At 66.4% G+C, this 26,151-nt stretch carries 25 protein-coding genes and 1 tRNA gene; 11 read left to right on the plus strand and 15 right to left on the minus strand.

Features of this window, described 5'->3' with window-relative positions:
* The 12 genes from V8J38_RS10810 to glmU all read right to left on the minus strand — a co-directional run bounded on the left by V8J38_RS10810 (position 1) and on the right by glmU (position 11,502).
* Positions 1-627, minus strand: coding sequence for a RibD family protein (locus tag V8J38_RS10810; RefSeq protein WP_291782351.1), 627 nt, complete (start codon positions 625-627; stop codon positions 1-3).
* The gene (nrdR, locus tag V8J38_RS10815) at positions 627-1,100 is read right to left on the minus strand and encodes a transcriptional regulator NrdR (protein ID WP_024352817.1); all 474 of its coding nucleotides are present in this window, start codon (positions 1,098-1,100) and stop codon (positions 627-629) included. Before nrdR ends, V8J38_RS10810 begins: the two co-directional genes overlap by 1 nt.
* A gap of 12 nt (positions 1,101-1,112) precedes the next feature.
* Positions 1,113-2,396, minus strand: a complete 1,284-nt coding sequence (gene glyA / locus V8J38_RS10820) for a serine hydroxymethyltransferase (protein ID WP_046653460.1) — start codon at positions 2,394-2,396, stop codon at positions 1,113-1,115.
* Positions 2,397-2,536: 140 nt separating this feature from the next.
* Positions 2,537-3,073, minus strand: coding sequence for a hypothetical protein (locus tag V8J38_RS10825; RefSeq protein WP_338575629.1), 537 nt, complete (start codon positions 3,071-3,073; stop codon positions 2,537-2,539).
* A 112-nt stretch (positions 3,074-3,185) separates the two neighbouring features.
* Positions 3,186-3,371 carry a DUF6898 family protein gene (locus tag V8J38_RS10830; RefSeq protein WP_338575630.1) on the minus strand — a complete coding sequence of 62 codons (186 nt, stop codon included), beginning with the start codon at positions 3,369-3,371 and terminating at the stop codon, positions 3,186-3,188.
* Positions 3,368-4,594 carry a 5-aminolevulinate synthase gene (gene hemA, locus V8J38_RS10835; protein ID WP_338575631.1) on the minus strand — a complete coding sequence of 409 codons (1,227 nt, stop codon included), beginning with the start codon at positions 4,592-4,594 and terminating at the stop codon, positions 3,368-3,370. The genes V8J38_RS10830 and hemA overlap by 4 nt, the downstream gene beginning before the upstream one ends.
* 122 nt (positions 4,595-4,716) lie before the next feature.
* The gene (locus tag V8J38_RS10840; RefSeq protein ID WP_338575632.1) at positions 4,717-5,910 is read right to left on the minus strand and encodes a sialidase family protein; all 1,194 of its coding nucleotides are present in this window, start codon (positions 5,908-5,910) and stop codon (positions 4,717-4,719) included.
* Between the two features lie 26 nt (positions 5,911-5,936).
* A complete protein-coding gene (mmsB, locus tag V8J38_RS10845; RefSeq protein ID WP_338575633.1) occupies positions 5,937-6,836 on the minus strand; it encodes a 3-hydroxyisobutyrate dehydrogenase in 900 nt (299 codons plus the stop codon).
* Positions 6,837-6,919: 83 nt separating this feature from the next.
* Positions 6,920-7,663 (minus strand): hypothetical protein, encoded by a 744-nt coding sequence (locus V8J38_RS10850; protein ID WP_338575635.1) that lies wholly within the window; start codon positions 7,661-7,663, stop codon positions 6,920-6,922.
* Positions 7,664-7,755: 92 nt separating this feature from the next.
* Entirely contained in the window at positions 7,756-9,144 is a 1,389-nt protein-coding gene (gor, locus tag V8J38_RS10855; RefSeq protein WP_338575637.1) for a glutathione-disulfide reductase, read from the minus strand.
* 322 nt (positions 9,145-9,466) lie between these two features.
* Positions 9,467-10,150 (minus strand): ribose-5-phosphate isomerase RpiA, encoded by a 684-nt coding sequence (gene rpiA, locus V8J38_RS10860; protein WP_338575639.1) that lies wholly within the window; start codon positions 10,148-10,150, stop codon positions 9,467-9,469.
* Entirely contained in the window at positions 10,147-11,502 is a 1,356-nt protein-coding gene (gene glmU / locus V8J38_RS10865) for a bifunctional UDP-N-acetylglucosamine diphosphorylase/glucosamine-1-phosphate N-acetyltransferase GlmU (protein ID WP_338575641.1), read from the minus strand. The genes rpiA and glmU overlap by 4 nt, the downstream gene beginning before the upstream one ends.
* 75 nt (positions 11,503-11,577) lie before the next feature.
* Between glmU and V8J38_RS10870 the strand changes: the two genes are divergently transcribed.
* From V8J38_RS10870 to V8J38_RS10920, 11 genes are all read left to right on the plus strand, one after another.
* Positions 11,578-12,267 (plus strand): HAD-IA family hydrolase, encoded by a 690-nt coding sequence (locus V8J38_RS10870; protein ID WP_291782382.1) that lies wholly within the window; start codon positions 11,578-11,580, stop codon positions 12,265-12,267.
* Positions 12,268-12,329: 62 nt separating this feature from the next.
* Positions 12,330-12,662: a DUF2834 domain-containing protein gene (locus V8J38_RS10875; protein ID WP_338575643.1), complete on the plus strand. Its 333-nt coding sequence runs from the start codon at positions 12,330-12,332 to the stop codon at positions 12,660-12,662.
* 102 nt (positions 12,663-12,764) lie between these two features.
* Positions 12,765-14,054 carry a dicarboxylate/amino acid:cation symporter gene (locus V8J38_RS10880; RefSeq protein ID WP_291782389.1) on the plus strand — a complete coding sequence of 430 codons (1,290 nt, stop codon included), beginning with the start codon at positions 12,765-12,767 and terminating at the stop codon, positions 14,052-14,054.
* A gap of 104 nt (positions 14,055-14,158) precedes the next feature.
* Positions 14,159-14,233: transfer RNA gene (locus V8J38_RS10885), tRNA-Val, on the plus strand.
* Between the two features lie 556 nt (positions 14,234-14,789).
* On the plus strand, positions 14,790-15,818 hold the full coding sequence (locus V8J38_RS10890) for a UDP-glucuronic acid decarboxylase family protein (RefSeq protein WP_312217755.1): 1,029 nt from the start codon (positions 14,790-14,792) through the stop codon (positions 15,816-15,818).
* A gap of 78 nt (positions 15,819-15,896) precedes the next feature.
* The gene (locus V8J38_RS10895) at positions 15,897-17,342 is read left to right on the plus strand and encodes a glycosyltransferase family 2 protein (RefSeq protein WP_338578624.1); all 1,446 of its coding nucleotides are present in this window, start codon (positions 15,897-15,899) and stop codon (positions 17,340-17,342) included.
* Between the two features lie 10 nt (positions 17,343-17,352).
* Positions 17,353-18,489 carry an NAD-dependent epimerase/dehydratase family protein gene (locus V8J38_RS10900; protein ID WP_338575644.1) on the plus strand — a complete coding sequence of 379 codons (1,137 nt, stop codon included), beginning with the start codon at positions 17,353-17,355 and terminating at the stop codon, positions 18,487-18,489.
* A 92-nt stretch (positions 18,490-18,581) separates the two neighbouring features.
* The gene (gene bcsS, locus V8J38_RS10905; protein WP_338575646.1) at positions 18,582-19,307 is read left to right on the plus strand and encodes a cellulose biosynthesis protein BcsS; all 726 of its coding nucleotides are present in this window, start codon (positions 18,582-18,584) and stop codon (positions 19,305-19,307) included.
* A gap of 159 nt (positions 19,308-19,466) precedes the next feature.
* Positions 19,467-20,594: an endo-1,4-beta-xylanase gene (locus tag V8J38_RS10910; RefSeq protein ID WP_338575647.1), complete on the plus strand. Its 1,128-nt coding sequence runs from the start codon at positions 19,467-19,469 to the stop codon at positions 20,592-20,594.
* A gap of 94 nt (positions 20,595-20,688) precedes the next feature.
* Positions 20,689-22,191, plus strand: a complete 1,503-nt coding sequence (locus V8J38_RS10915; RefSeq protein WP_338575649.1) for an HWE histidine kinase domain-containing protein — start codon at positions 20,689-20,691, stop codon at positions 22,189-22,191.
* Positions 22,188-22,565 (plus strand): response regulator, encoded by a 378-nt coding sequence (locus V8J38_RS10920; protein WP_291781981.1) that lies wholly within the window; start codon positions 22,188-22,190, stop codon positions 22,563-22,565. Before V8J38_RS10915 ends, V8J38_RS10920 begins: the two co-directional genes overlap by 4 nt.
* A 12-nt stretch (positions 22,566-22,577) precedes the next feature.
* On the opposite strand, the gene V8J38_RS10925 is transcribed toward V8J38_RS10920, so the two are convergent.
* Genes V8J38_RS10925 through rfaE2 form a run of 3 tightly spaced genes read right to left on the minus strand, consistent with a single transcriptional unit; the run spans position 22,578 to position 26,133 of the window.
* Complete coding sequence (locus tag V8J38_RS10925; RefSeq protein ID WP_338575651.1) at positions 22,578-23,675, minus strand: DUF3089 domain-containing protein; 1,098 nt, start codon at positions 23,673-23,675, stop codon at positions 22,578-22,580.
* Positions 23,675-24,676, minus strand: coding sequence for an ADP-glyceromanno-heptose 6-epimerase (rfaD, locus tag V8J38_RS10930; RefSeq protein ID WP_291781975.1), 1,002 nt, complete (start codon positions 24,674-24,676; stop codon positions 23,675-23,677). The genes V8J38_RS10925 and rfaD overlap by 1 nt, the downstream gene beginning before the upstream one ends.
* A complete protein-coding gene (gene rfaE2, locus V8J38_RS10935; protein WP_338575652.1) occupies positions 24,673-26,133 on the minus strand; it encodes a D-glycero-beta-D-manno-heptose 1-phosphate adenylyltransferase in 1,461 nt (486 codons plus the stop codon). Before rfaE2 ends, rfaD begins: the two co-directional genes overlap by 4 nt.
* Between the last annotated feature and the right edge of the window lie 18 nt (positions 26,134-26,151).

Here is a 26,151-nt window from a genome sequence, read left to right on the forward strand (position 1 = left end):
TCAGGCGCGGGCGTAGCGTTCCCACAGATCGTCTCCGACAGGCTCGACGCCCAGACGACGGAACTTGGGGGCGTCGGCCAGCTTTGCAAGCGCCAGGGAGGCGACGCAGGGCCGCCCCTCCCCGCCCAGCAGGATCGGCGCACGGAACCACTCGATCGCATCCACCGCCCCCGCCTGGATAAAGGAGGCGGCGACGCGGCCCCCGCCTTCGATCAGGATGGAGCCGACGTTGCGGGCGGTCAGGGCCTCCAGGATGGCGGAGGTGGCCGGGCGACCGCCGTCGGCGGCGACCGCGAGGACCTCGGCCTGACCGATGGCCCGGGGCGCGGCGGTCGTCAGAATGAGAGTGTTTCCACCGGCGACCTTGGCCGTGCCCGGCGTGCGCAAGCGGCTGTCGAGGACAACCCGAAGAGGATGCCCTGCTTCATAGCCCTGAAGACGGACGGTCAGTTCGGGATCGTCGGCCAGCACCGTCTCGACGCCGACCAGGATGGCGTCATGCGTCGCGCGCAGGCGGTGGCCCTGAAGGCGCGCCTCCGGCCCGGTGATCCACTGGCTTTCGCCCGTGGCCGTGGCGATGCGGCCGTCCAGCGACGTGGCCAGCTTCAGGGTGACGCGAGGGCGCATCAGTCCTGGCCGGACTTGGTCTCGTCGAAACCCTCGTCGCCGAGGAATTTGGCGAAGTCGCTGGTGTGGCGGAAGTCCTTGTAAACCGAGGCGTAACGGACGTAGGCGACCTCATCGACCGACTTCAGCGCCTTCATGATGAAGTCGCCGACAATGCTGGACGGGATCTCGGTTTCGCCCAGACTTTCCAGCTGGCGCACGATGCGGCTGACCAGAAGCTCGACCTGATCCGGCTGCACTGGACGCTTGCGCAGGGCGATGCCCAGCGAGCGCTCCAGCTTGTCGCGGTCGAAGGGGGTGCGGCGGCCGTTCCGTTTCAGGATGACCAGTTCGCGCAGCTGCACCCGCTCGAAGGTGGTGAAGCGCCCGTTGCACTGCGGGCAGGACCGACGGCGCCGGATGGCCGCGCCGTCGTCAGACGGGCGGCTGTCCTTCACCTGGGTGTCGGCGTTTCCGCAGAAGGGGCACTTCATCCGATGGGTCCCTTAGCGATAGATCGGGAAGCGCGCAGTCAGTTCGCGCACCTGAGCCGCCACGCCCGCGACGACGGCCGGATCGGCTTCGTCACCGCCGTTCATCGACGAGACGACATCGGCGATCCAGTGACCGATCTGCTTGAACTCTTCTTCGCCGAAGCCGCGCGTGGTGCCCGCCGGGGTGCCCAGACGGACGCCCGAGGTGACGGTGAAGGGCGCAGTGTCGAACGGCACGCCGTTCTTGTTGCAGGTCATCAGCGCCTTCTCGAGCTCATGCTCGGTGGCCTTGCCGGTCACGCCCTTGGGACGCAGGTCGACCAGCATCAGATGGCTGTCGGTGCCGCCCGAGACGATGGCCAGGCCGCGTTCGACCAGAACGGCCGCCAAGGCCTGGGCGTTCTTCACGACCTGCTGGGCGTAGAGCTTGAACTCGGGCTTCAGCGCCTCGCCGAAGGCCACGGCCTTGGCGGCGATGACGTGCTCCAGCGGGCCGCCCTGCAGGCCGGGGAAGACGGCCGAGTTGATCTTCTTGCCCAGGTCCAGGTCGTTGGACAGGATCATGCCGCCGCGCGGGCCGCGCAGGGTCTTGTGCGTCGTGGTGGTGACGACGTGGGCGTGCGGGATCGGATCGGGATAGGCGCCGCCCGCGATCAGGCCGGCATAGTGGGCCATGTCGACCATCAGATAGGCGCCGACCGAATCCGCGATCTCGCGGAAGCGCTTGAAGTCGATGTGACGGCTGTAGGCCGAGGCGCCAGCCAGGATCAGCTTGGGCTTCTCCTTCTGGGCCATTTCGGCGACGTGATCATAATCAATCAGATGATCGTCTTCGTTCACCTTGTAGGTGACCGGACGGAACCACTTGCCCGACTGGTTGGCGGGCGACCCGTGCGTCAGGTGGCCGCCGCAGGCCAGATCCATGCCCAGGAAGGTGTCGCCCGGCTGCAGCAGGGAGAAGAAGACCGCCTGGTTGGCCTGGGCGCCCGAGTGCGGCTGGACGTTGACGAAGGCGGCGCCGAACAGCTCCTTGGCGCGCTCGCGGGCCAGATCTTCGGTGATGTCGACGAACTCGCAGCCGCCGTAATAGCGACGGCCCGGATAGCCCTCGGCGTATTTGTTGGTCAGGACAGACCCTTGCGCGTCCAGCACCGCCTGCGAGACGATGTTCTCGGAGGCGATCAGCTCGATCTGCTCCTTCTGGCGGCCCAGTTCGCCCTGGATGCCCTTGAAGATCGCCGGATCGGCGTCGGCGAGACTCTTGGAGAAGTAGGAATCGTGCGTGAAGGCGGTCACAGGCGGCACCCCGAAGGCTGAAAGCGAAAACGGCGCCCCTATCTAGGCCGCCCCGCCCCGCACCACAATATATTGTGCCTGCCGCCTCTCTGACGACGGCGCAATAAAGCTGACGCTGAAGCGGCGGATAAGCCCAAATCCTAGCGCGCGGCTCGGGCCTTCGTCAGGAGCATCGAAATATCCTGCGCCAAAGAGCGCGCTGTCTCGGACGTCAGTCCCTCCATCAAAACGATCGGCCGACTGTCTGATCGCAGCCGCACGCTGACCTGATAACTGACAAACGCCTGCGCGTTCTTCAGGTCAGCCACCGCTTTTCCCGTTTGACGAGAAGGCCCGGCATCATGATGAGACACCATGACTTCGACGACGTTCTCGATTTCATAGAGATAGCCGTTGGCGGCCACACCCGAGGCGCTGATCTTGATATCCTTGGGCGTGCGATGAGCGTTCTCAAATTCACAGCGCTTCTTGAGGTTGCGGCTCTGTATGATCCAGGCGATGCCCAGACCAATGAAGGCGATGCCGACGACGAAAATCAGCAGAACGACCCCGACGCAGATCATCGCCACGCCGAGCGCGAAGATCTGACCCGCGCCCTTGTCGCCCGGATACGGCGCAGGCGTAACCGTAAAGACAGTGACCTCGCCCTGCTCCCGGCGATTGTAGAATGAACTCATACCCGCCCCCATCACGCCCCCGACGCTGCCTAACAGCGATAGATGGGAAGATAAGGCGCCGATTGCATAATATAAAGCCCGCCTGACAGGAGGCGGGAAAGTCCGGCCAGCCCTAATCGGCCAACAGCGCTCTTTTCAGTTTGGCGATCGCCACCCGCTCGACAGCGCGCGGCTCGGCGACGGGCCCCATGGCCGAAACCTCGACGCCGGTGGCCGTGTGGACCGCCGAGCATTTCACATAGGGGCCGTTACGGATGAACTCGACGATGACTTCGCCGAGTTCAGAGTCAGCCGTCATGCGGCGACCGGACGACGCGCCACGTTGCAGTGCGACCAGAGCTTGTCCATCGCCTCGACCAGCTTGTCGATCATGGCGTCGTCATGATCCGGCGAAGGGGTGAAGCGCAGGCGCTCGGTCCCCTTGGGCACGGTCGGATAGTTGATCGGCTGGACGTAGATGCCGTGCTCTTCCAGCAGCATGTCCGAGATCAGCTTGCAGTGGACCGGGTTGCCGACGTGCACCGGCACGATGTGGCTGACGCTGGGCAGGACGGGAATGCCCGCCTCGGTCAGGCGGCTCTTCAGGGTCGCGGCGCGCTCCTGATGGGCGTCGCGCAGTTCGGGGTGCGCCTTCAGGTGGCGGACCGAGGCCAAGGCGCCGGCGGTCAGGGCCGGCGGCAGGCTGGTGGTGAAGATGAAGCCCGAGGCCCAGCTGCGCACCGCGTCCACGATCACGGCGTCGGCGGCGATGTAGCCTCCCATGACGCCGATGGCCTTGCCCAGGGTGCATTCGACGATGTCGATGCCGTCCAGCACGCCGTCGCGCTCGGCCACGCCCGCGCCGGTCGCGCCGTACAGGCCGACCGCGTGAACCTCGTCCAGATAGGTCAGGGCGCCGTATTTCTTGGCGAGGGCGATGGTGCCGGCGATGTCGGCGATGTCGCCGTCCATCGAATAGACGCTCTCGAAGGCGACCAGCTTGGGCGCATCGGCAGGCGCGGCGGCCAGCAGTTCCTCAAGGTGTTCGAGGTCGTTGTGGCGGAAGATGTGGCGTTCGCCGCCGCCGTTGCGAATCCCCGCGATCATGGAGGCGTGGTTCAGGGCGTCCGAGAAGGTGATCAGGCCCGGCAGGATCTTCTGCAGGGTCGACAGCGTCGCCTCATTGGCCACATAGCCCGAGGTGAACAACAGGGCCGCTTCCTTCTGGTGCCAACTGGCCAGTTCGGCTTCCAGATCGACCGCCGAGCGCGTGGTGCCCGAGATGTTGCGCGTGCCCCCCGCCCCGGCGCCGGTCTTCTCGACCTCGGCCTGCATGGCCTCGATCACCGCCGGATGCTGGCCCATGCCCAGGTAGTCGTTGGAGCACCAGACGACGACGTCCTGCTGCGTGCCGTCCTCGCGGCGGCGCACCGCCCGGGGAAACTGGCCGCGTACCCGCTTCAGATCGGCGAAGACGCGGTAACGACCCTCGCTGCGGACCTGCTCCACAGAGTTCTGAAAGGCGGACTTATAGTCGAACAAGGCGGCGCTTCTTTCGCTTATGCAGCTTTTGGAGCCTAATTGCGCGCGCCGCCCTGTCTTGTCCATGTCAGGAGCCGGACAAAACGTCCCAACCCCTTAATTGATAACGGTTCTCAGAACCTTCAGCGAGAGGTTTCGGCCAAGGTCTCGATCGGAATACGCGTCACCTGGACATCCTCCTTGTTGGTCGCATAGCCGACATAGAGCCATCCATTCCAGATGACGCTCTTGGGGTAGTGATAGCCGGGCCGCTTGTATTGTCCCTCGTAACGCAGCGGCTGGAGATCGCTCGCCCCGCGCAGGAGAAAGCTGCGGTCGAAAAGCCGCCCGTCGGAGCTCAACGTCACGGCCAGGGGAACCCGCGGGCGGTCCGCATTCGGCGCATTGACCAGATAGGCCGTCCCGTCCGGCAGGTTGCCCGCACTCTGCTTGGCCCGCGAATCCGGCATGTCGGTCAAGGCGGGCGTGGTCCAGGTCACGCCGCGATCACAGCTTTCCGACGCCAGTTGGCGAAAGCTCAGCTCCTCGTCGCGGAAGACCATGACGGCGCAATCGCCGCGCTGGAACAGGCTGGGTTCGATCTCGCGGCTGAGCTGCTTTTCGTGTTCGGCGGCCGCGCCGCTGACGTCGCGGGGCAGGTTCTGCATCCGTCCGGCGGTCCAGCCCGACACGCCCAGGGCGTCATCAGTGTAGAAGGGCGTGGCGATCATGCCCGGACGCCTGTGGAAGCCGGTCATCAGACGGCCGCCGATCAGGTGTGGGTCCTGCTCGATCACGCCCTCAACCGGCCCATCGACGCCCGTGACGCGGCGCGGCTCGCTCCAGGTCTCGCCGTCGCGGCTCAGGCGATATTCGGCATAGCCGCCCGCCCCGGATTGAAAGCCGTCGGGCCAGACGTTGGCATAGGCGACCAGGGTTTCGCCGTCCGTCCACCATCCGCCGCTGGAGCGCATCACCCCGCCCTCGCCCGCCTCGGCCAGGACGGCGGGCGCACGCCAGGTTTCGCCGTCCTCGCTGACGCTCCAGGCGACCCAGGTATCGGGCGCATCCTCGTCCCGCGCCGAGCTTTGCCACTGGGCGTACAGTCGCCCCTTGAAGGGCGTCAGCACCACGCCGTTGCTGAATCGGTCGGTGTTCTCGCCTGGGGCGAAGACCGTGAACGTCTGGGCGCCCGGCGCCGGCTTCAACCCCAGGTCGGGATTCCCTGCCTGGAACAGGCCCGGCGCGACCCGGTAAAGCGGATCGGCTGGAGCGGCGGCCATCAGACCCACCGCCGCCAGAGCAGCCAGAAGGCGAAGCCCGCCCTGACGCGTCACTGGGTCAAATTTCGCTGGGCCAAATTTCACTGCGCCAGGGTGTCGATGCGGCCGCGCAGCATCTGGACCATGGCGGAGAAGTCCTTGCCACCGTAGCCGAGGCCGTTGAACAGCGCGTAGAGGGCTTCGGCCTGCGCCCCCAGCGGGGTCGTGGCGCCCGCCTTGGCGGCGGCGTCCTGCGCCAGCTTCAGATCCTTCAGCATCATGGCCGTGGCGAAGCCGCCTTCATAGTCGCGGTTCGACGGGGCGGTCGGCACCGGACCGGCCCAGGGGTAGTAGCTGGTCACGCTCCAGCACTGGCCGGACGACTTGGAGGCGATTTCGAAGAAGCGTTCCGGCTCCAGACCCAGCTTCTCGGCCAGGGCGATGGCTTCACAGGTGCCGATCATCGAAATGCCCAGCAGCATGTTGTTGCAGATCTTGGCGGCCTGCCCCGCGCCGTGGTCGCCCGCCCGGATGGTGATGCGGCTCATCGGGTCCAGCGCCGGTTCGACGCGGGCGAAATCGGCCTCGTCGCAGCCGACCATGAAGGCCAGGGTGCCTGCGTCGGCAGCCGCCGTGCCGCCCGAGACGGGGGCGTCAGCGAAGGCGTAGCCCGCCTCCTTGGCCAGAGCCGCCACCTTGCGCGCCGTCTCCACGTCGATGGTCGAGCAGTCCAGCAGAAGCGCGCTGGACGGCGCGGCGCCGATGATCTGTTCGGAATAGACGCTGAGGACGTGCGGCCCGGCGGGCAGCATGGTGATGACCACCTCGGCGTCCTTCACGGCTTCAGCGACCGAACTGACGGTGCGGCAGCCGGCCTCGGCGGCGCGTTCCAGCGCGGCGGGCGACAGGTCGAAGGCGGCCACGTCATGCCCGGCCTTGGCCTGATTGGCGGCCATGCCGCCGCCCATGTTGCCCAGGCCGATGAAGGCGATGCGAGTCATCTGTGCGTTTCCCTTATGGATTTTGGCCGAGGGTTAGCGCCGCCCGTCCCGCTTCGCCAGTCACCAATTCGAGACGAGGCGCCTCAGTTCGGCTTGCGGAAGCGATAGACGAATTGGTCGGTCTTGCCCCGGATCGCCTCGTCGAAGACGTTCAGGCTGTGGTCGTCGGCCGTGTTGGCGACGGCCGTGCTTTCGCCGTCAAACACGAAGCCGGCGGCCTCGACCTCCTTGCGAAGCTGGGCGCCCTCGATGCGGTGCAGGGTCTCGACCACGGAGTTGGCGGCGCCGGGCGCGGCCTGGTGGTCGATGACGACATAGAGGCCGCCGGGCTTCAGCGCCTTGAAGATGTCGGCGTTCATCTTGGCCACGTCCACGTCGAAACGGGGGATGTGGAAGTCGTGATACTCCTGGCTCATGAAGACCAGGTCCAGCGGCTGATCGAAGCTCATGGCGTCCAAGTCGCCGTTGACGCGGCTGACGTTGGGATAGGCGGCGACCAGGGCGTCGGCGCGCGGGTTCTCGCGCTCGGCCGTGCGGTTCGGCACGAAGGCGTAGACATGACCGCCCTCGCCCACGACCCGCGCGAACAGTCGGGTGAAGTAGCCCGCGCCGGGGCGGATGTCGGCGATCCGCCAGCCCGGCCTCACCTGGGCGAAGGCCAGCATCTCGGCCGGATGACGCAGGGGGTCGCGCTCGACCTCATCAGCTGGACGCAGGGCGTCGGCGACGGCGGCCTGATAGGCGGGCGTCGAAGCGTCCTGGGCGAGCGCCGGAGCGCCGCTCAGAAGAACGGCGGCGACGGCGGCGGCGAGCAGATACGGTTTCACGGCGAACTCCTTGATCTCTTGCTGCCCCGGTCGGGGCCCGGTCGGCATAAGGCGCGCGGATATGGCGGCTGGCAAGCCGCCCCGTCTCAGGATCAACCGGCGGACATGGAGGCCGGCGTCTGCTTTTCCTTCAAGGTGACCAACTCCTCGGCCATGGTCGGATGGACGGCGCAGGTGGCGTCCCACTGAGCCTTGGTCAGGCCCGCCTTCACGGCGATGGCGGCCAGTTGGATCATCTCGGGGCTGTCGGGGCCGACGATGTGGCAGCCGACGACGCGCTGGCTCTCCGCATCGACCACCAGCTTCATCAGCACCCGCTCGTCCGAGCCGGTGAAGGCGTACTTCATCGGGCGGAAGCGGGTGACGTAGACGTCCACTTCGCCCGGACAGGCGTGGCGGGCCTCGGCCTCGGTCAGGCCGACCGTGCCCACCGGCGGCTGGCTGAAGACGGCGGTGGCGACGGCTTCATAGTCGAAGCTCTGCGGATTGTTCCTGTAGACCGTCTCATGGAAGGCCACGCCCTCGCGGATGGCGACGGGGGTCAGGTTCATCCGGTCGGTGACGTCGCCGATGGCCCAGATGTTGTCGACCGTGGTCTTCGAATACCGATCGACCTTGATGGCGTCGTTCTCGTTCAGCTCGACCCCTGCGGCCTCAAGGCCCAGGCCCTTGACGTGCGGCGTGCGGCCGGTGGCGAACATGACCACGTCGGTCTCGATCGTCATGCCGTTCTCGAGGTGGTTCACCAGGCCGGTCTCGGTCTTCTCGATCGAGGCGTGCTGGCAGCCCAGGATGACCTTGACGCCGCGCTTCTCGATCTCGCCCGCCAGATGGGCGCGCACGTCGTCGTCAAAGCCGCGCAGGATGTTCGGGCCGCGATAGATCAGGGTCGTCTCGACGCCCAACCCCGCAAAGATGCCCGCGAACTCCACCGCGATGTAGCCGCCGCCCGCGATCAGGATGCGCTTGGGCAGTTCGGGCAGGTGGAAGGCCTCTTCCGACGTGATGGCGTGTTCGATGCCGGTCAGGCTTTCCGGCTTCCACGGGCGGCCGCCGGTGGCGATCAGGATCTTCTCGGCGGTGATGGTCTGGTCTTTTCCGACGATCTCGACGGTGTGGGCGTCCTTCAGGACAGCGCGGCCGTGGATCAGGTCGACGCCCGCCTTGGCCAGGTTGGCGGCGTAGATGCCCGACAGGCGGGCGATCTCGACATCCTTGGCCTGCAGGAAGGTCGGCCAGTCGAATTTCGCGTTATCGAAGGACCAGCCGTAGCCCTCGGCGATTTCCAAGGCGTGGCTGACTTCGGAGGCCATGACCATGAACTTCTTGGGCACGCAGCCGCGCACGACGCAGGTGCCGCCGACACGGTACTCCTCGGCGATGGCGACCTTCTTGCCGCCCAGCGCCGTCAGCCGCGCCGCCCGCACCCCGCCCGAACCGGCGCCGATGACAAAGAGGTCGTAGTCGTAGGTCGTGGTCATCGGGGGCTCCGGCATCAGACTCGAAAACTAGAGTCCAATTCGTCTGAATCGTCTGAAATCCGCGCGGCTGAGCCGCAGCGCTGACCCGACTTAGGCGCCGGGGCGCGAGGGGGCAAGGCGTGAGGATCAAGCACGCCCGTTTGCCGCATCCCCCTTCCGTCATCCTCCGGCGAGCGGAGCGAGACCGGGGGACCCAGCGGCGCCGAAGGCGATCTTTACAGCAAGCGTGACGGGTGGAGCTTTCGCCCTGACGGGCGCCGCTGGGTTCCCTGGTCAGCGCCGCTGCGCGGCTTGCCGGAGGATGACGAAGAATGGGTAAGGATCAGGGATTAATCGTCTCGACGCCCGCATCCGTGCCGATGACGGCCAGGTCGGTGAGGTCGAGGAACAGGCCGTGCTCGACCACGCCCGTCAGGCTTTTCAGGTCAGCGGCGAGGCGTGCCGGGTCGGCGATCAGCTTGCAGGCTGCGTCGTAGATCAGGTTGCCGCCGTCGGTGCGGATCAAGCCGCGCTCGGCCTCGCGCACGCGGGCGGGCGAGGCGATGTCGTGATCGGCCAGAACATCGGCGATGCGGTTGGCGGTCGTCTTGTGACCGAAGGCGACCACCTCGATCGGCAGGGGGAAGGTTCCCAGCGCAGGCACCACCTTGGCCGCGTCGGCGATGCAGATGCAGCGGGCCGACGCCTCCCACACCAGTTTCTCGCGCAGCAGGGCCGCGCCGCCGCCCTTGATGAGGGCCAGGCCGGGGCCGATCTCGTCGGCGCCGTCGACCGTCAGGTCAATCTTCGGCGTGTCTTCCAGCGTCGACAGGGGCAGGCCCAGTTCGCGCGCCAGATCGGCGGTGCGCTCGGACGTCGGGACGCAGCGCAGGTCCGGCAGATTGCGGGCGGCCAGCGCCTTGACGAACCAGGCGGCGGTGGAGCCGGTGCCCAGGCCGACGACCATCCCGGCCTCGACGTATTGGGCGGCGGCTTCGCCGGCGTTCTTCTTCTGCAGGTCGCTCATTGGGATTTCGCCGCCTTCTTCGCGCGCATGGTGTCCATGAAGCGGGCCGCCCAGCCCGGCTTCGTCGTCTGTTGACCGCGCGCCAGGGCCAGGTCTCCGGGCGCGACATCCTTCGTCACCACCGAGCCGGAGCCGACCATGGCGCCCGCGCCGATGGTCACGGGGGCGACCAGAGAACTGTTCGAGCCGACGAAGGCCCCCTCGCCTACCGTGGTGCGGTGCTTGAAGAAGCCGTCGTAGTTGCAGAAGATGGTCCCCGCGCCGATGTTGGCTTTCGCCCCCACCTCGCCATCGCCGAGATAGGCCAGATGATTGGCCTTGGCGCCGGCGTCCATGCGGACGTTCTTGACCTCGACGAAGTTGCCGACCTTGACGCCCTGCCCCAGGTCCGCGCCGGAACGCAGGCGGGCGTAGGGGCCGACCTCGGCGCCGGTCGCGACCTTGGCGCCTTCGATGTGGCTGAAACTGCGGATGCGCGCCCCCTCGGCCACGACCGCGCCGGGGCCGAAGACGACGAAAGGCTCAATGGTCGTGCCCGCGCCGATGTCCGTGTCCCAGGCGAAGTGGACGGTGTCCGGGGCGCTCATGGTCACGCCCTGCGCCAGGAAATGCTCGCGCTGGGTCTTCTGGAACAGGGCTTCGGCCTGAGCCAATTCTGATTGGGCGTTAACGCCCATGACCAAGTCCTCGGCGGCGAAGACGGCGCGGGTCGGGGCGCCGCGCTTGCGGGCCAGCTCAACCACGTCGGTCAGGTAGTATTCGCCCTTGGCGTTGTCGTTCGTGACCTCGGCCAGCAGATCGAAAAGCAGGCCGACCGGCGCGGCCATGACGCCGGAGTTGCAGGCCGTGATCGCAAGAACTTCAGCCGAAGCTTCCTTGGCCTCGGTGATGGCCAGCAGGGCGTCGCCGTCGAGGATCAGACGGCCGTAGGCGCCGGGATCGCGGGCCTCGAAGCCGATGACGGTGACGCCTTCGTGAGAGTCGGCGAAAACCGGCTCGATGTCGGCGGCCTTCAGCAAGGGCACGTCGCCATAGGTGACGACTACATGGCCGACGAAATCGCCCAGCGCGGCCTCGGCGGCGCGCACGGCGTGGCCCGTGCCCAGCGGCGGGTCCTGAACGGCGATGCTGTCGGCGCCGAGGCGCTTTTCAACGTGGGCGTGGACTTCCGGCGAGTGGGCGCCGACCACGACCACGATGCGCTCGCACCCCAGGGCCTCGGCCGCGTCGATGGCGTGATCCAGCATGGCGCGCGCGCCGACCGGGTGCAGCACCTTTGGCAAGGGCGACTTCATGCGCGTGCCTTGCCCGGCGGCGAGGATGATGGCGGCGCGAGGGTGAGGTGCGGTCATGAATCGATCCGGCGGCTTGTCGTTGCCTGCGATCTAGCCCATTGCCGGGGTCTTCGCGAGCCGGGAGACAGATGAGTGAGCATTGAGCGCGACCTGGAAGGCTGGACCATCGCCTTCGACCTGGACGGAACGCTGGTGGATTCGGCGCCGGACCTGATCGGCACGCTGAACCGGATGCTGGCGGAGTATGAACTGCCGCCCGTGCCCATGTCCTCGACCCGGCACCTGGTCGGGCACGGCGCCATGGCCATGCTGCGCCACGGTTTCATGGAGGCGGGCGCCGTCTGGGACGAGGCCCACGCCCCCGGCCTGTTCGAGCGCTTCATCGACGTCTACCTGGCTCACATCGCCGACGAGAGCCGTCCGTTCGACGGCTGCGTCGCGGCGCTGGACCGGCTGAGCGCGCGCGGGGCGATCCTGTGCGTGGCGACCAACAAGCGCACGGACCTGTCGGTGGCGCTGATCGAAGCGTTGAACCTGACGCGCCACTTCGCCTTCATCGCCGGGCCAGATGCGGTGTCGGCGCGCAAGCCCAGCGGCGCGCACATCATCGAAGCGGTGCGCAAGGCGGGAGGCGATCCGGCGCGCTGCGTCATGGTCGGCGACAGCACGACGGACACCAAGGCGGCCAGGGACGCAGGCGTGCCCTGCATCACCGTCCGCTTCGGCTACAACGACGTGCCGCACGATGAACTGGGCGGCGATGTGATGATCGACCACTACGATGGTTTTGAAGAGGCGCTGGCCGGAGTGATGAGCGCCTGATTTACTTGCGGACAGCTTGAGCATAAAGGCGCATAGAAGCGGTCTGCAGCGAGGCAAAGCGCATGACCGCCAAGAATTTTTACCTGGCCATGGCCGTTGTGGGGACAGTGATTCCCTGGTTGTTCTTTGGATCGTTCTTCGGGACACATGGGCCCGATATTCCGCTGTTTCTGCAGTCGCTGTTCGCAAACGGCGCCGCCGGCGGTTTTTCTGCTGATGTGCTGATCACAATTGTCATCTTCTGGGTGTGGTCATGGCGTGATGCGCGCGCGAACAAGGTCGGGCGATGGTGGCTGGTCCTTCCGGCCAGCTTCTTTGTCGGACTATCGCTGGCGCTGCCGCTCCATCTGCATCTGCGTGAACCGCCGCAACACACAGATTGTCAGAAAAACTAAAACACGCGACAGAACTTCTCAGCATCAATCGCGACCGCTACTGTTGCCGTCCGTGCGCCTGCGAAACACATAGATCGACCTGTTCCTCCTCCCTGGGTCGTCATGCTTCGTCGCTTCTTCGCCATTCCCCTGTGGCAGCGCACCGCCGCCGGGTTCGCCCTGGGCATCATCGCCGGTCTGATCCTGCGTGAGCAGGCGACGATCTGGCTGCAGCCGATCGGCGACGTCTATCTGAACCTGATCCGCATGGTGGTGGCGCCGCTGGTGCTGTTCACCATCGCCAGTTCCATCGCCAAGCTGGGCGAAGGGGTCGGCGCGGTGCGGCTGGGGGTGCGGACCATCGTCTGGTTCGCCGTCACCTCCCTGCTGGCCGTGCTGGTCGGTTTCGCCTTCGGCCATATCATCAATCCGGGCGTCGGCCTGTCCGACCTGCCGCTGGGCGAGGTGAAGGCGCGCGAGATCCCCTCGCCCCTGCAGGTGCTGCTGGGCGTCGTGCCGACCAATCCCTTCGCCTCGCTGGCCGAGGGCAAGGTGCTGCAGATCATCTTCTTCTCGGCGCTGCTGGGCGGGGCCCTGGTGGCGCTGGGCGACCGGGCGCAGAACGCGCGCAGGCTGGTGGATGAGGGCGCGGCCCTGATCTTCCGCATCACGCGCTGGGTGATCCAGCTGACGCCGTTCGGGGTGTTCGGCCTGATCGGTTCGGTCGTCGGCGGCTACGGCTGGGAGGCGCTGCTGCCGCTGGGCAAGTTCATCTTCGCCATCTATGCGGCCTGCCTGTTCCACATCTTCGTCGTCTATTCGGGCCTGCTGAAGCTGCATGGGCTGAAGGTGGTCAGCTTCTTCCGCGGCGGCGCTGCGGCCATGCAGACGGCCTTCGCCACCTCGTCATCGCTGGGCACCCTGCCCGTCACCCTGCGTCAGACGGTCGAACGGCTGGGCGTGCCGCAGGCCTATGCGTCCTTCGCCGTGCCTCTGGGCGCCAATGTGAAGATGGACGGGTGCGGCGCCATCTATCCGGCCATCGCCTCCATCTTCATCGCCCAGTATTTCCAGATCGACCTGACGCTGACGCAATATGTGCTGATCGGCCTGACGGCGGTGCTGGGGTCGCTGGGCACGGCGGGCGTGCCAGGGACCAGCATCGTCATGCTGACCCTGACGCTGTCGACGGCGGGGCTGCCGCTGGAAGGCGTCGGCTATATCATCGCCATCGACCGCATCATCGACATGATGCGCACCGCCACCAACGTCACCGGCCAGATGGTCGTGCCGGTCCTGGTCGCCAGGGAGGAAGGCATCCTGAACCAGGACATCTACAACGGCCATGTCGCCTGGCTGCCGGGCGATCCCGAGGACGAAACCCCGGAAGGCGCGCAGGCGGCGGGAATCTGAACAAGCAGCGCTGGTATTTGATGATTTGAGGCTTGCCGTCATCGGAATCGCGGGCTATGTCCGCGCCTCCCGACGGCGCAGTCACTGACCGCCCCGTTCCAGGCGGACGCGTAGCTCAGCGGGAGAGCACCTCGTTCACACCGAGGGGGTCACAGGTTCAATCCCTGTCGCGTCCACCATTTTCTCACTCACGCTCAATTCGCTTTGCTCATCGCTCCGTGGGGGCGGCGAACGATCGCCGGCGCCCAGTCGAGCGCTGAGTGGATGGTTCAAGGCGCAGCCTTTCACCTCCACCGTTCTCTTCCTTGAATTCGAACCGCCAAGAGACGATGGCGTCGCCCTCGGCGTCGAACGACCTGGCGAACCCGCTTTCATCTGTGGAAGCGCGCGGCGGGAAGAACCTAGTATTTCCGACAAGATGACGCGGCGGCCTGACGGATGATTACATAAGCCGCCTCAGGCGAGAGGCGTGAAGTCCCAGGCCCGGCGATCCCAACCGCTATCCAGCGTTCGTCGGGCCTGTCACCCTCGTCGAGCGCCGCCATTGCGCCCTTTTTGTCTGATTCGGGCAGAAATTTGACGCATATGAGGCGATCAAATGGAACCCAATTCTTAATAAAAGGTTAACGCGATTGTCGACGGCGTCGGGGGTCATACGATCTCCCCTGTCACGCGAATACAGTAAGCACGTAGCGTTGTTTCGCCAATTGTAAACAACCATCAAGGCTGAAGGCGATGACAGATGATCGCTTTTCTTATGCGACGCCTCGCGACGCCCAAACTGCAAAACGGATCGCAGTATCCGGCGGCGCCGGTTTCCTGGGGTCTCACCTGTGCGGGCGACTGATCGACGCCGGCCACCATGTGACCTGCATCGATAATTTTCATACGGGCCGACACGCGAACGTCGCTCATCTGATGAGTTCGGATCGCTTCCATCTGGTGGCGCAGGACATCAATGAGCCGCTGGACGAGGCGCTGGGCCGCTTCGATCAGATCTACAACCTGGCCTGCCCCGCCTCCCCGGTTCATTATCAATATGATCGGGTGAAGACGGCCATGACCTGCTCGATCGGCACGCTGAACCTGCTGAAGCGGGCGGCGGCGGACGGGGCGCGGTTCTTTCAGGCCTCGACTTCGGAAATCTACGGCGATCCGGAAATCCACCCGCAGGTGGAAAGCTATCGCGGCAACGTCAACACGGTGGGACCGCGCTCTTGCTACGACGAGGGCAAGCGGTTCGCCGAGACCCTGGTGACGGACTTCGGGCAGCAGCACGGCCTGACCACGCGGATCGTGCGCATCTTCAACACCTACGGGCCGCGGATGCACCCGGACGACGGGCGGGTGGTGTCGAACTTCATCGTTCAGGCCCTGGCGGGGCGCGACATCACCATCTACGGCACAGGCGAGCAGACCCGGTCCTTCTGCTTCGTCGACGACCTGATCGAGGGCTTCATCCGCCTGATGGAGACGGACGAGGAGATCGACGGACCGGTCAACATCGGCAATCCGAACGAAATCACTGTCAACGACCTGGCTCGGCGGGTGATCGCCCTGTCCGGTTCAGGCTCGCGGCTGGTCTATCACCCGCTGCCGATCGACGATCCGCGCCGCCGCAAGCCGGACATCTCCAGGGCGCTGGCCCATCTGCGCTGGTCGCCTCTGGTGCCGCTGGAGGAAGGGCTGGAGCAGACCATCGCCTACTTCGCCGGCGAGTTGGAGGGCCAGCGTCTGGCCCAGAGCGGCGCGAGCGCATCCTGAGACGACAGCTGGATAATTCACCAACGGACCGAGCAACCACCACCGACTGATTGGGCAAATAACTGGGCGAGCGGCGTGATGAACACTCAAGATCCGAACTGGGCGACCCTGCTGGTCTGGCTGTTCGCCATTTCCCAGGTCCTGTATTTCGGCAGCTTCCTGCTGGAGATGTATTTCCGCTCGCTGCGCGTCGAGCGCGTGGACATGGACGAGCCCCTGCCGGCCAGCGAGGCCGATTATCCCTTCATCGTCCTGCTCTACCCCGTGCTGCGGGAGCTGGAGAGCACCATGGAGACGACGTTCACGGCGCTGGCCAAGCTGGACTATCCGACCGATCGCTATCGCGTCCTGGCCATTCCCAACAGCAACGACGCCGAGACCATCGCCAGCCTGAGACGGCTGACCGGCGCCTATCCCTTCGTCGAAATCCTGGCGGTGCCGCCGACCACCGACCCCAGCTGGGACATGGTGTGGAACGCCTGGGACCGGAATCCCAAGGCCTACTGGTGGCACAGCGGCAAGCGCGCCGGGGTCAAGGATCTGCCGCCCAAGAAGACGCGGCAGCTGATCTACGCCACCTATCACGTGGCCGAGACCTACAGGGACAAGAGCGGGCTGACGATCGACTACATCGACGCCGACAGCTGCCCGCCGGCCGATCACTTCAAGGCCGCGGCCATCGGCCTGCGCCGGTTCGACGTGCTGCAGGCGCGCAATGTGGCGGGCAACCTGAACGCCAGTCTGGCCGCCGCCTTCCACGCCTTCGACCACATGACCTGGGACGGGGCCAAATACGGCCACCTGTCCGATCCGAAGCAGCCCTATTGGGTGCTGGGCAAGGGACTGTTCTTCAAGGTGGACGACCTGATCGAACTGGGAAGCTTCCACCCCTGGATCGCCATCGAGGACCCGGAGGTGGGCCAACGGTTCTGGAAGAACGGCCGGACGCTGGGCATCATCGAGGGCTCCCTGATCGAAGAGGTGCCCGAAACCTTCAGCGAGGGAATCACGCAGAGGAAGCGCTGGGTCGCCGGCTTCTTCCAGAGCCTGACGACGCCGCTGAAGGAGATGGACTTCAGCTTCGGCGAACGGGTCCGCGTGTGGATGAACTTCCTGCCCTGCATGTCCATGTGGGTGAACACCCTGGGCATTCCCCTGGGCGTCTGGGCGGCCTGGCGGTTCTTCCAGGGCGCGGACTTCCTGCCGCTTTGGCTGGTGATCCTGTCGATCTTCAACATCGTCGCCTTCTCGATCCTGATGATCGGCCTCTACATCAAGACGTGGCGGCGGACCGACCTGGTGCTGGACGGCGCGGGCGCGCGCCTCGGCTACATGCTGATAGTCAATCCCATCTTCATCATGGTCTGGTGGTGCGTCTGGATCATCCCGCTGACGCTGGGCTTCGTCATGTATCTGCGGGACAGCGGCCTGGCCTGGCAGCGGACCGAGAAGATCGACGCCAACAACACCCTCGTCCGCACCAAGCTGGATGAGTTCGGCGCCCTTCGTCATCACCAGCACTAAGCAGACGATCATGCACAGGCACATTCTCATCACGGGCGGGGCGGGCTTCATCGGCTCGCACCTGGTCGACGCCATGCTGGCGCGGGGCTATCGGGTGACGGTCCTGGACAGTCTGTCGCCTCAGGTCCACGGCGACGCCGAACTGGATGCGGATGGGTGGCCCGTCTACCTCGACGCGCAGGCCCGCCGCATCAGGGGCGACCTGCTGGAAGACGGCGTGTTCGAGGCGGCGCTGGACGGGGTGACCCATCTGGCCCACCTCGCCGCCTCGGTCGGCGTGGGTCAGAGCATGACCAACATCGTCGATTACACCCGCAACAACGTCATGACGGCGGCCGTCATGCTGGAGACCCTGTCCCAGCGACCGCACACGGTGGAACGGATCGCCGTCGCCTCGTCCATGTCGATCTATGGCGAGGGTGATTACGTCCGCCCCTCGACCGGCGCCCATGTGACCGCCGACGTGCGTCCGCACGCTCAGTTGGAGGCGCGTCACTGGGACCTGATGGTCGACGGAGAGTCGCTGGAGCCCTGCCCCACGCCGGAGGAGAAGCTGCTGCAGCCCAACTCCATCTATGCGGTGAACAAGCGCGACCATGAGGAGATGTTCCTGTCGGTCGGGCGCGCTCTGCGCATCCCCACCGTGGCCCTGCGGCTGTTCAACGCCTATGGCTCGCGTCAGGCGCTGAGCAATCCCTATACGGGGGTGGCCGCCATCTTCATCTCGCGGCTGATGAACGACCAGCCGCCGCTGGTGTTCGAGGACGGGCGGCAGATGCGCGACTTCGTCCATGTGCAGGACGTGGCCGAAGCCTTCGCCACCGTGCTGGATGACGACCGCGAGATCTGGGACGTGTTCAACGTCGGCAGCGGCGCGCCCGTCTCGATCAATGAGATCGCCGGCGTCCTGGCCCGATTGCTGGGCAAGAACATCGCCCCGGAGGTGCTGAACCGCTATCGGGTCGGGGATATCCGCCACTGCTTCGGCGACATCTCCAAGATCGAGCGCACCTTCGGCTTCACCCCTCGGCGCTCCATGGACCAGGGCATGGAGGAGCTGATCGCCTGGGTGTCGCACGCCCGCGCGCCCATTGACCGCAGCGCTGAAAGTCTGGAACAACTCTCCAGGGGAAGATTGGTCGTATGACAGCATTCGCCCCCCTGTTCTGTATGCGTGAAGCGCCCGTCGCAGGCGTCGCCAGCATCTGGCGCGTTCGATACTTCGCAAGGAACTGACCCATGCCCCATCGTCGACGCCCGATGACTTCGCTGGCCGCCCTGACGGCCGCGGCCTTCGCCTGCACGGCCGTCGCCTGGGTCGGCCCCGCCTCGGCGCAAAGCGACGTGACCATCTTCGCCGGCGGTCAGTTGGACGTCGCCGACAGCGCCTATGCCGGGGCGACGATCGGCCTGCCGAGCTCGGTCGACTCCAGGGGATTTGCGGTGCGGGGCTCCGTCTACACCGGCAGCTATGACTACAACTCGGGCCCGAACGAGATCGACGCCGACTTCACCGGCGCCCAGGCGGAGCTGATCTATCGCTTCGGCAGCGGGCCGACCTGGGGCAGCGTCGGCGTGGGCTATCGCTATGTCGATACGGACCTGAGCCCCGCCGATCCCGGCAACCGGCGCGACGGCGGCCAGGGCGGTGTCATCGTCTCCCTGGACGGCGGCCATGTCTCAGGCCCCTGGCGGGTCGACTGGTACGGCTCCTACGGCTTCGAGGTGGACGACTACAACGCCTTGGTCAGCCTGACCCATCAGGTCGGATCGTCCGGCCGGGTGCGCCTGGGCATGGAGGTCGCGGCCGAAGGCGACACCAACTACAACGCCTATCACGTGGGGCCCGTCGCCGGATTCAAACTGAACGATCGCTCAGAAATCCAAGTTTCTGTAGGCCTCAGCGACGGCGATGAACGAGATTCCCAGGCCTATCTACGGGTCGGTTTCTATCGAAGCTTCTAAGGCGGGTCGCAGTCCGGCGGGCGAATTGGGCCGCTCAGCTCATGGAAACACCGTTTTCACGCCCAACTTATTGTCCATGACGCCTCTTAAGATTGCGCCTTAACGAGAAGTTAAGCGTAGTCAGGCAACCTTCTCGCGTTCCTGAGGAGGTGCAGCCGGATGCTGCCGCGACCCACCAGACGCGTCTTCATCGGCGCCGCCGCGCTGGCGCCCGCCCTTGGTCTGGCCGCCTGGCGTCCGGTGCGCGAAGGCGCGCCGCTGGACCCTCCGCCCGTGAAGCTCCCCGCCCTCGCTGACGCCGCCAGGACCCAGGGCCGCTATTTCGGCGCCGCCGTCCGCGCCGAACAGCTTCGCCAAAGCGCCGAATTGCGCGGTGCGGTCCTGCGCGACTGCCAGGTGCTGACGCCTGAAATCCACCTGAAGTGGAACGCCCTGGAGTGGCGCAAGGGCGAGTTCAACTTCGCCCCCGTCGACGATCTGCTCGACTTCTCCCAGCGCCACGGGATGCAGGTTCGCGGCCACACCCTGCTGTGGGACCAGGGCACGCCCGACTGGGCCAGGCAGGAGATGCTGCGTCGTCGCGACTGGTCGCTGATGTCGGGCCATCTGGAGCGCGTCCTCAAACGATACGGCGAGCGCATCACCGAGTGGGACGTCATCAATGAACCGATCGACACCCAGGGCGGCGCGGGCGGCCTGAGGCGCAACGTCTTCCACCGCGCCTTCGGCCCGACCTATATCGAGCGCACCCTGGAAGAGGCCCGCGCCCTTGCGCCCCAGGCCCACCTGGTCGTCAACGACTACGGCTTTGAATACGACAATCCGGTGGATCAGGCCCGGCGCAAGGCCATCGTCGCCCTGGCGCGACGGCTGCGCGCCTCGGGGACGCCGCTGGACGGCGTCGGCGTGCAGGCGCACCTGGATCTGTCCAAGGGACCGCTGTCGGTCGAAGGTCTGCGCGACATGACCCGGCAATTGGTCGACCTGGGGCTGGAGATCACCATCACCGAACTGGACGTCAAGGAAGCCGGCTTCCACGACGCGGCGGCCGCGCGGGATCAGAAGGTGGCCGATGAGACGCGCCGCTATCTGGAGACCATGCTGGTCTTCCCCCAGGTGCGAGGCGTCGTCACCTGGGGTCTGAGCGACCGCCATTCCTGGCTGTCCGAACCGCCGCAACGTCAGTACGCGGACGCTCCGCCTAACCGCGGCCTGCCCTATGACATCGATTACCGGCCCAAGGCGATGCACCAGGCCCTATCCGAAGCGCTGCGCCTGAACGCCTAGACGGCAACCTTTACTTTTGCTGCATTTTCGCCCCAGAAACTGGCACCCTTTCCGCTGATCCTGCGTTAAGGAGTCAGTGAGAGGGGGATGGAGTTTGCGCAAGCTCGCCAAAACAATCGATCTGGTGGCGGCGTTCGACTCCTCTCCCAATCCCTACATGTTGCTGGATCGCGACCTTCGGTTCGCGGGGATGAACCAGGCCTATCTGGACATCACGCAACGCACGCGTGAAGCGTTGATCGGCCACCACGTCATGGAGATTTTCGCGCCGGGCGACGCCCCGGACAGCGAAGAGGAAGGCCGCCGCCTGCGCGCCTCCTTCGACAAGGTGCTGAGCACCGGGCAGCCGGATCACCTGGCCATCCTGCACTATCCCGTCCTGATCCCCGGTCCCGACGGCACGCCCGTCTTCGACGACCGGTTCTGGAGCTGCACCCACACGCCGATCAAGAATGAGGCCGGCGAGGTCACCCATATCCTGCAGCACACAAGCGATGTGACCGACCTGCTGTGCCTGCGTTACAAGATCGGAGAAGCAGAGCCGACCTCCGCCCTGGACGCCATGGTCGGCGGCGAGGTGTTTCAGCGGGCCGCCAAGATCGAGGCCAACAACCAGCGCCTCGAAGCCGAACGCAAACAGCTGACCGACATGTTGATGAACGCGCCGGGCTTCGTCGCGGTGCTGAACGGTCCGGACCACATCATCCAGTTCTGCAACGACGCCTGCTACCGCCTGGTCAGCCACCGCGACATCCTGGGCCAGCCCGTCCGCGACGCCCTGCCCGAGCTGAGCGATCAGGGCCACCTCGACTTCCTCAACGACGTGTTCGAGACCGGCGAGCCGGTCTATGGCCGCCAGCGCGCCTTCGCGCTCCGGCACGCGCAGGACGGACCGCTGGACTACCGCTACATCGACTTCGCCTATCAGCCCATTCGCGACGACGCAGGCCACATCGTCGGCATCTTCGTCCAGGGCCACGACGTCACCGATGTGGTTCTGGCCGCCGAACGCCAGAAGCTGATGATCGACGAACTGAACCATCGGGTGAAGAACACCCTGGCCACCGTCCAGTCGATCGCCATGCAGACGGCGCGCACCCATGAGGACCCCAGTTCCTTCGCCGCCGCCTTCCAGTCCCGCATCCTGGCCCTGTCCCACACTCATGACCTGCTGACCCGCAGCCACTGGGAAGGCGCCGACCTGCGCGCGGTTCTGGAGCATGAGACCAAGGCGCACGGCCTGGGGCGGCTGACCCTGAACGGACCGCACGTGGCGCTGTCGCCCGCGCGCGCCTTGTCGCTGGGCATGGTCTTCCATGAGTTGGCCACCAACGCCGCCAAATACGGGGCCCTGGCCTGCGGCGACGGGCGCGTCATCGTCGACTGGCGCCTGGCCGACCAGAAATCGCCGCGCCTGGAGATCACCTGGCGCGAATTGGGCGGCGCGCCCATCCCTGAACCCGAACGACGCGGCTTCGGCACCCGCCTGATCGAGCGCAACGTGCGCCACGATCTGCACGGCACGGTCCAGCTCTCCTACCCGTCCCAAGGCTTCTGCGCCGAGATCAGCCTGCCCCTGGAAATGGAAATCGCATGACTGAAGCGCTGTCCGGCCGCCGCGTGCTGATCGTCGAGGACGAGTCCCTGGTCGCCATGCTGCTGGAGACCATCCTCAGCGACATGGGCTGCGCCGTCGTGGGTCCGGAATCGAACGTCGGCGACGGCCTGCGCGTCGTGGCCAGCGAGATCGATCTCGACGCCGCCCTGCTGGACGTCAATGTGGCCGGCCAGGAGGTGTTTCCCATCGCAGAGGCGCTCAAGGCGCGGGGGGTCCCCTTCGTCTTCTCGACCGGCTACGGTGAAAGCGGCCTGCCCGAGCACTGGCGCGGCAACCCCACGGTGCAGAAGCCTTTCACCGACGCGGCCATCCGCGACGCCCTGATGGCCGCAATGAACATGGGCATGGTCTGACGACCGGCAGGCTCAGTCTTCAGCGGCTTCCCAGGCCTTGAGGCGACGCATCACATCGGCCTCTATATCGGCGTAGAAGAGATTATAGGCGGGGATCTTGCGCTGATCGGCCCAGGATGCGGGCGTGCGGAAGGACTCTGACGTCAGGCGCGACCGCCACAGGATGCCGTTCCGGCACTCCGCCTCCACCAGACGGCGCTGAAGGGCGGGACGCGCGCCCCATTCCAGATTGGTGGCGTTGGTGGCGCCGCGGCTCTCGCGCGCCTGCGAGATCGGGGCGTCGACTGAACCCGTCACCGGATTGACGCAGGCGATGGGCGTCTCCGCCGCCTCGATCAAGGCGCCGCGGTCGTTCCAGGTCAGGGCGCGACGAATGAGACGCCTGGCCTCGCCCTCCGCATTCTCTTCGACCGAACGCCACGACAGGGCGCAGCCGGTCTGGGCCGGCGTGCGGCACAGGGGCGTCTGCGTGAAGCGAGCGACCGGGGTCAGGCCCTCGATCAGATAGGCGGCGACGAGACGCGCCTTGAGCGAAGGCGTCCTGGCCACGCGGTCGTGCAGCAGACGATCCAGAATGTCGGCGCCCTGCTCCACTCCGACGAGGACGATCGGCCCCTCCGGCCGCGCCGCCAGCCAACGATCGAAGGCGGTCTGGACATCGCCGTAGGCGAAGGCCCGCGCCTCGCGCGCGTCCTCGCGCAGGGTCAGGCGGCTGTAGAGGCTGGCCTGACGATACAGGGGCGCGCTGACGTCGCCCGCCGAGGCGAACGGTCCGGCGTAGTTGGGCAGGACGACGCTGCGCAGCTTGTCCAGGGCGCGGCGGTCGTCGATGGCTCCGTTCCAGTCGCTGCCGCCGTCGTAGGTGGTGGAATGAATGAAGAAGACGTGGGCGGGGCCCGCGCCCGGCGCGCGCGCGTTCAGCAGGGCCCAGGCGTCTTCGGAGGCGTAGTCCGGCGCCGCCGGCGGCTTATAGGTCTGGAACGGGATCTGCGGGTCCAGCCCGGCGCGCAAAATGTCCCCGCGCCAGACAGCCACCGCCGCCGTCAGCAGCAGGACGAGCGCGAAGCCCGCATAGCCGACCCACTGTCGAAAGGTCAGCTTAGGCCACATCAGCGATACGGGTCCGGCTGGGCCAGGAAGTCCTGGACGTAGCGGCGCACGCCTTCTTCCAGCGGCGTCGATTGACCGCCGTAGCCGAGGGCGCGGATGCGATCCATGCTGGCCTCGGTGAAGTACTGATAGCGATCGCGGATCGCCTCGGGCATGTCGATATAGGCGATAGACGGCCCCTTGCCCGCCGCCGCGAAAGTGGCCCGCGCCAGATCGACGAAGGAGCGGGCCTGCCCCGATCCGGCGTTGAACACGCCCGAGATGTCCTCGCGCTCAAGCAGCCACAGGATGATGTTGACCACGTCATCGACGAAGACGAAGTCGCGCAACTGGCCGCCGTCGGGATAGTTCGGGTTGTGCGAGCGGAACAGGCTGACCGTCTCGCCCGCTTGCACCTTGGGCCAGATCTGGGCGACGACCGACTTCATCCCGCCCTTGTGGCCCTCGTTCGGACCATAGACGTTGAAGAACTTCAGCCCGGCCCACTGGGGCGGCGCCTCGTCGCGATCGGCCTGACGCACGGCATACTGGTCGAACAGATATTTCGAATAGCCATAGGCGTTTAGCGGGCGTAGCGCATTCAGGCTCTCAGGGTCGTCGCGATCCTCGAAGCCTGCCTCGCCGTCGCCGTAGGTGGCGGCCGACGAAGCGTAGATCATCCGCACGTTACGCACCGCGCACCAGTCCCAGATGTCGCGCGACAGGCTGAAGTTGGTGCGCAGGATCAGGTCGGCGTCCGGCTCCGTCGTCGAGGAGATGGCGCCCATGTGGATCACCGCCTCGATGCGGTCGGCGTGACGCTCCAGCTGGTCGAACAGCTCTTCGGGCGCCCACAGATCGGCGATGGGGTGTTTGGCGATGTTCTTCCACTTGGCGAGATCGGCCGTCTCCAGCCGGTCGCAGACGACCACGTCCCAGGCGCCGCTCTCGCACAGGCGGGCGACGATGTTGGAGCCGATGAAGCCCGCGCCGCCGGTGACGACGATCATTCTGGGCGTCATGCTGTCTCTCCCGTCATCTTCTCGATGGTCTTCGTGGTGGAATAGCCGTCGGCGAAGTCGGCCAGACGGACTTCGCCGCCCCAGCTTTCGACCTCGGCGGCGCCGACGACCTTGTCCTTGGTGTAGTCCGAGCCCTTGATCAGCACATCGGGCTTCAGCCGCTCGATCAGGGCGATGGGGGTCGGGTCGTCGAAGGCGGTGACGCGATCGACGCTGGCCAGACCGCCGATAACGGCGGCGCGGCTGTCCAGATCATTGACCGGGCGGCCCTCGCCCTTCAGGCGGCGCACCGAGGCGTCGGTGTTCAGCGCCACCACCAGCCGGTCGCACCAGCCGCGCGCCTGGCTCAGATAGGCGACGTGGCCGCGGTGAAGGATGTCGAAGCAGCCGTTGGTGAAGCCGACCTTCAGGCCCTGACGCTTCCACGCCTCGACCTGATCGGCCAGCTCGTCCAGCGGCGTGACCTTGGACTGGGCCAGGGCCGCGTGCTGGCTCATCTCGGCCTCGATCAGTTCGGCGGGGGTGACGACGGCGGTGCCGCTCTTGCCCACGACGACGCCCGACGCGAGAATGGCGAACTGCACCGCCTGTTCCAGCGTCGCGCCAGCGCCCAAAGCGAGGCCCAGCGCGGCGAGGCAGGTGTCGCCCGCGCCCGACACGTCGAACACTTCACGCGCCCGGCCGGGGAAGTGGGTGACGCCGCCGCCTCTGCGCGCCAGCGTCATGCCCTTGCCCGCGCGGGTGACGATGACGGCCTTGGCCGTGGTGGCGGCCAGCAGGGCCGCCAGCGCCGCCTCGACCTGTTCGTCGGTTTCAGTCGGCAGGCCGGTCGCGCCCGCCAGTTCGCTGGCGTTCGGCTTGATGACATCGACCGCGCCATAGCGGGCGAAGTCGCGGCCCTTGGGATCGACGATGACCGGCGCGCCGTATTCGGCCCCGGCCCACAGCGCCGCCTGAATGGCGCCGTCGTCCACCACGCCCTTGGCGTAGTCGGACAGCAGGATGGCGCCCGCGCCCCGGAACACCGCCTTGTCGGCATAGCCGGAATGGGTCGCGGCCTCGTCGTCCAGACGCAGCAATTGCTGACCGGCGGCGACGAAGCGCGTCTTGACGATGGTGGCGACGCCTTCGGGTCGGATCAGGGCGTCCTCGATCCGGTCCTCGGCGGCGATCAGATCGGCCAGTTCGGCGCCTGCCGCATCATCGCCCGCCACGGCGCCCAGACGGGCCTGACCGCCCAGAGCCGCGACGTTGCGGGCGACGTTGCCCACGCCGCCGGGCATGGCCACGGTGCGGCGCGCGCGCAGGACGGGTATCGGCGCCTCGGGCGAGATGCGGCTGACCTCGCCATAGACATAGCGATCCAGCATCAGATCGCCGACGCAGGCGACCTTCAGGTCGCGCACGCGCTCCAGCAGGGACTGCAGGGCGCCGAGATCGAGAGAACGTTCAGCCATGACGCCGAACTAGCGGAT

Origin of the sequence: Brevundimonas olei, from assembly GCF_037055245.1 — a bacterium.
GTDB lineage: Bacteria > Pseudomonadota > Alphaproteobacteria > Caulobacterales > Caulobacteraceae > Brevundimonas > Brevundimonas olei.

Bases quoted from the DNA above. Each gene is read 5' to 3' on its own strand.
- V8J38_RS10895 (WP_338578624.1), top strand. From the start codon at position 15,897: ATGAACACTCAAGATCCGAACTGGGCGACCCTGCTGGTCTGGCTGTTC.
- V8J38_RS10875 (WP_338575643.1), top strand. From the start codon at position 12,330: ATGACCGCCAAGAATTTTTACCTGGCCATGGCCGTTGTGGGGACAGTG.
- V8J38_RS10810 (WP_291782351.1), bottom strand. From the start codon at position 627: ATGCGCCCTCGCGTCACCCTGAAGCTGGCCACGTCGCTGGACGGCCGC.
- gor (WP_338575637.1), bottom strand. From the start codon at position 9,144: ATGACCACGACCTACGACTACGACCTCTTTGTCATCGGCGCCGGTTCG.
- rpiA (WP_338575639.1), bottom strand. From the start codon at position 10,150: ATGAGCGACCTGCAGAAGAAGAACGCCGGCGAAGCCGCCGCCCAATAC.
- nrdR (WP_024352817.1), bottom strand. From the start codon at position 1,100: ATGAAGTGCCCCTTCTGCGGAAACGCCGACACCCAGGTGAAGGACAGC.
- V8J38_RS10900 (WP_338575644.1), top strand. From the start codon at position 17,353: ATGCACAGGCACATTCTCATCACGGGCGGGGCGGGCTTCATCGGCTCG.
- V8J38_RS10920 (WP_291781981.1), top strand. From the start codon at position 22,188: ATGACTGAAGCGCTGTCCGGCCGCCGCGTGCTGATCGTCGAGGACGAG.
- rfaD (WP_291781975.1), bottom strand. From the start codon at position 24,676: ATGACGCCCAGAATGATCGTCGTCACCGGCGGCGCGGGCTTCATCGGC.
- glmU (WP_338575641.1), bottom strand. From the start codon at position 11,502: ATGACCGCACCTCACCCTCGCGCCGCCATCATCCTCGCCGCCGGGCAA.
- mmsB (WP_338575633.1), bottom strand. From the start codon at position 6,836: ATGACTCGCATCGCCTTCATCGGCCTGGGCAACATGGGCGGCGGCATG.
- V8J38_RS10825 (WP_338575629.1), bottom strand. From the start codon at position 3,073: ATGAGTTCATTCTACAATCGCCGGGAGCAGGGCGAGGTCACTGTCTTT.
- V8J38_RS10880 (WP_291782389.1), top strand. From the start codon at position 12,765: ATGCTTCGTCGCTTCTTCGCCATTCCCCTGTGGCAGCGCACCGCCGCC.
- rfaE2 (WP_338575652.1), bottom strand. From the start codon at position 26,133: ATGGCTGAACGTTCTCTCGATCTCGGCGCCCTGCAGTCCCTGCTGGAG.
- V8J38_RS10830 (WP_338575630.1), bottom strand. From the start codon at position 3,371: ATGACGGCTGACTCTGAACTCGGCGAAGTCATCGTCGAGTTCATCCGT.
- V8J38_RS10890 (WP_312217755.1), top strand. From the start codon at position 14,790: ATGACAGATGATCGCTTTTCTTATGCGACGCCTCGCGACGCCCAAACT.
- V8J38_RS10925 (WP_338575651.1), bottom strand. From the start codon at position 23,675: ATGTGGCCTAAGCTGACCTTTCGACAGTGGGTCGGCTATGCGGGCTTC.
- bcsS (WP_338575646.1), top strand. From the start codon at position 18,582: ATGCCCCATCGTCGACGCCCGATGACTTCGCTGGCCGCCCTGACGGCC.
- V8J38_RS10910 (WP_338575647.1), top strand. From the start codon at position 19,467: ATGCTGCCGCGACCCACCAGACGCGTCTTCATCGGCGCCGCCGCGCTG.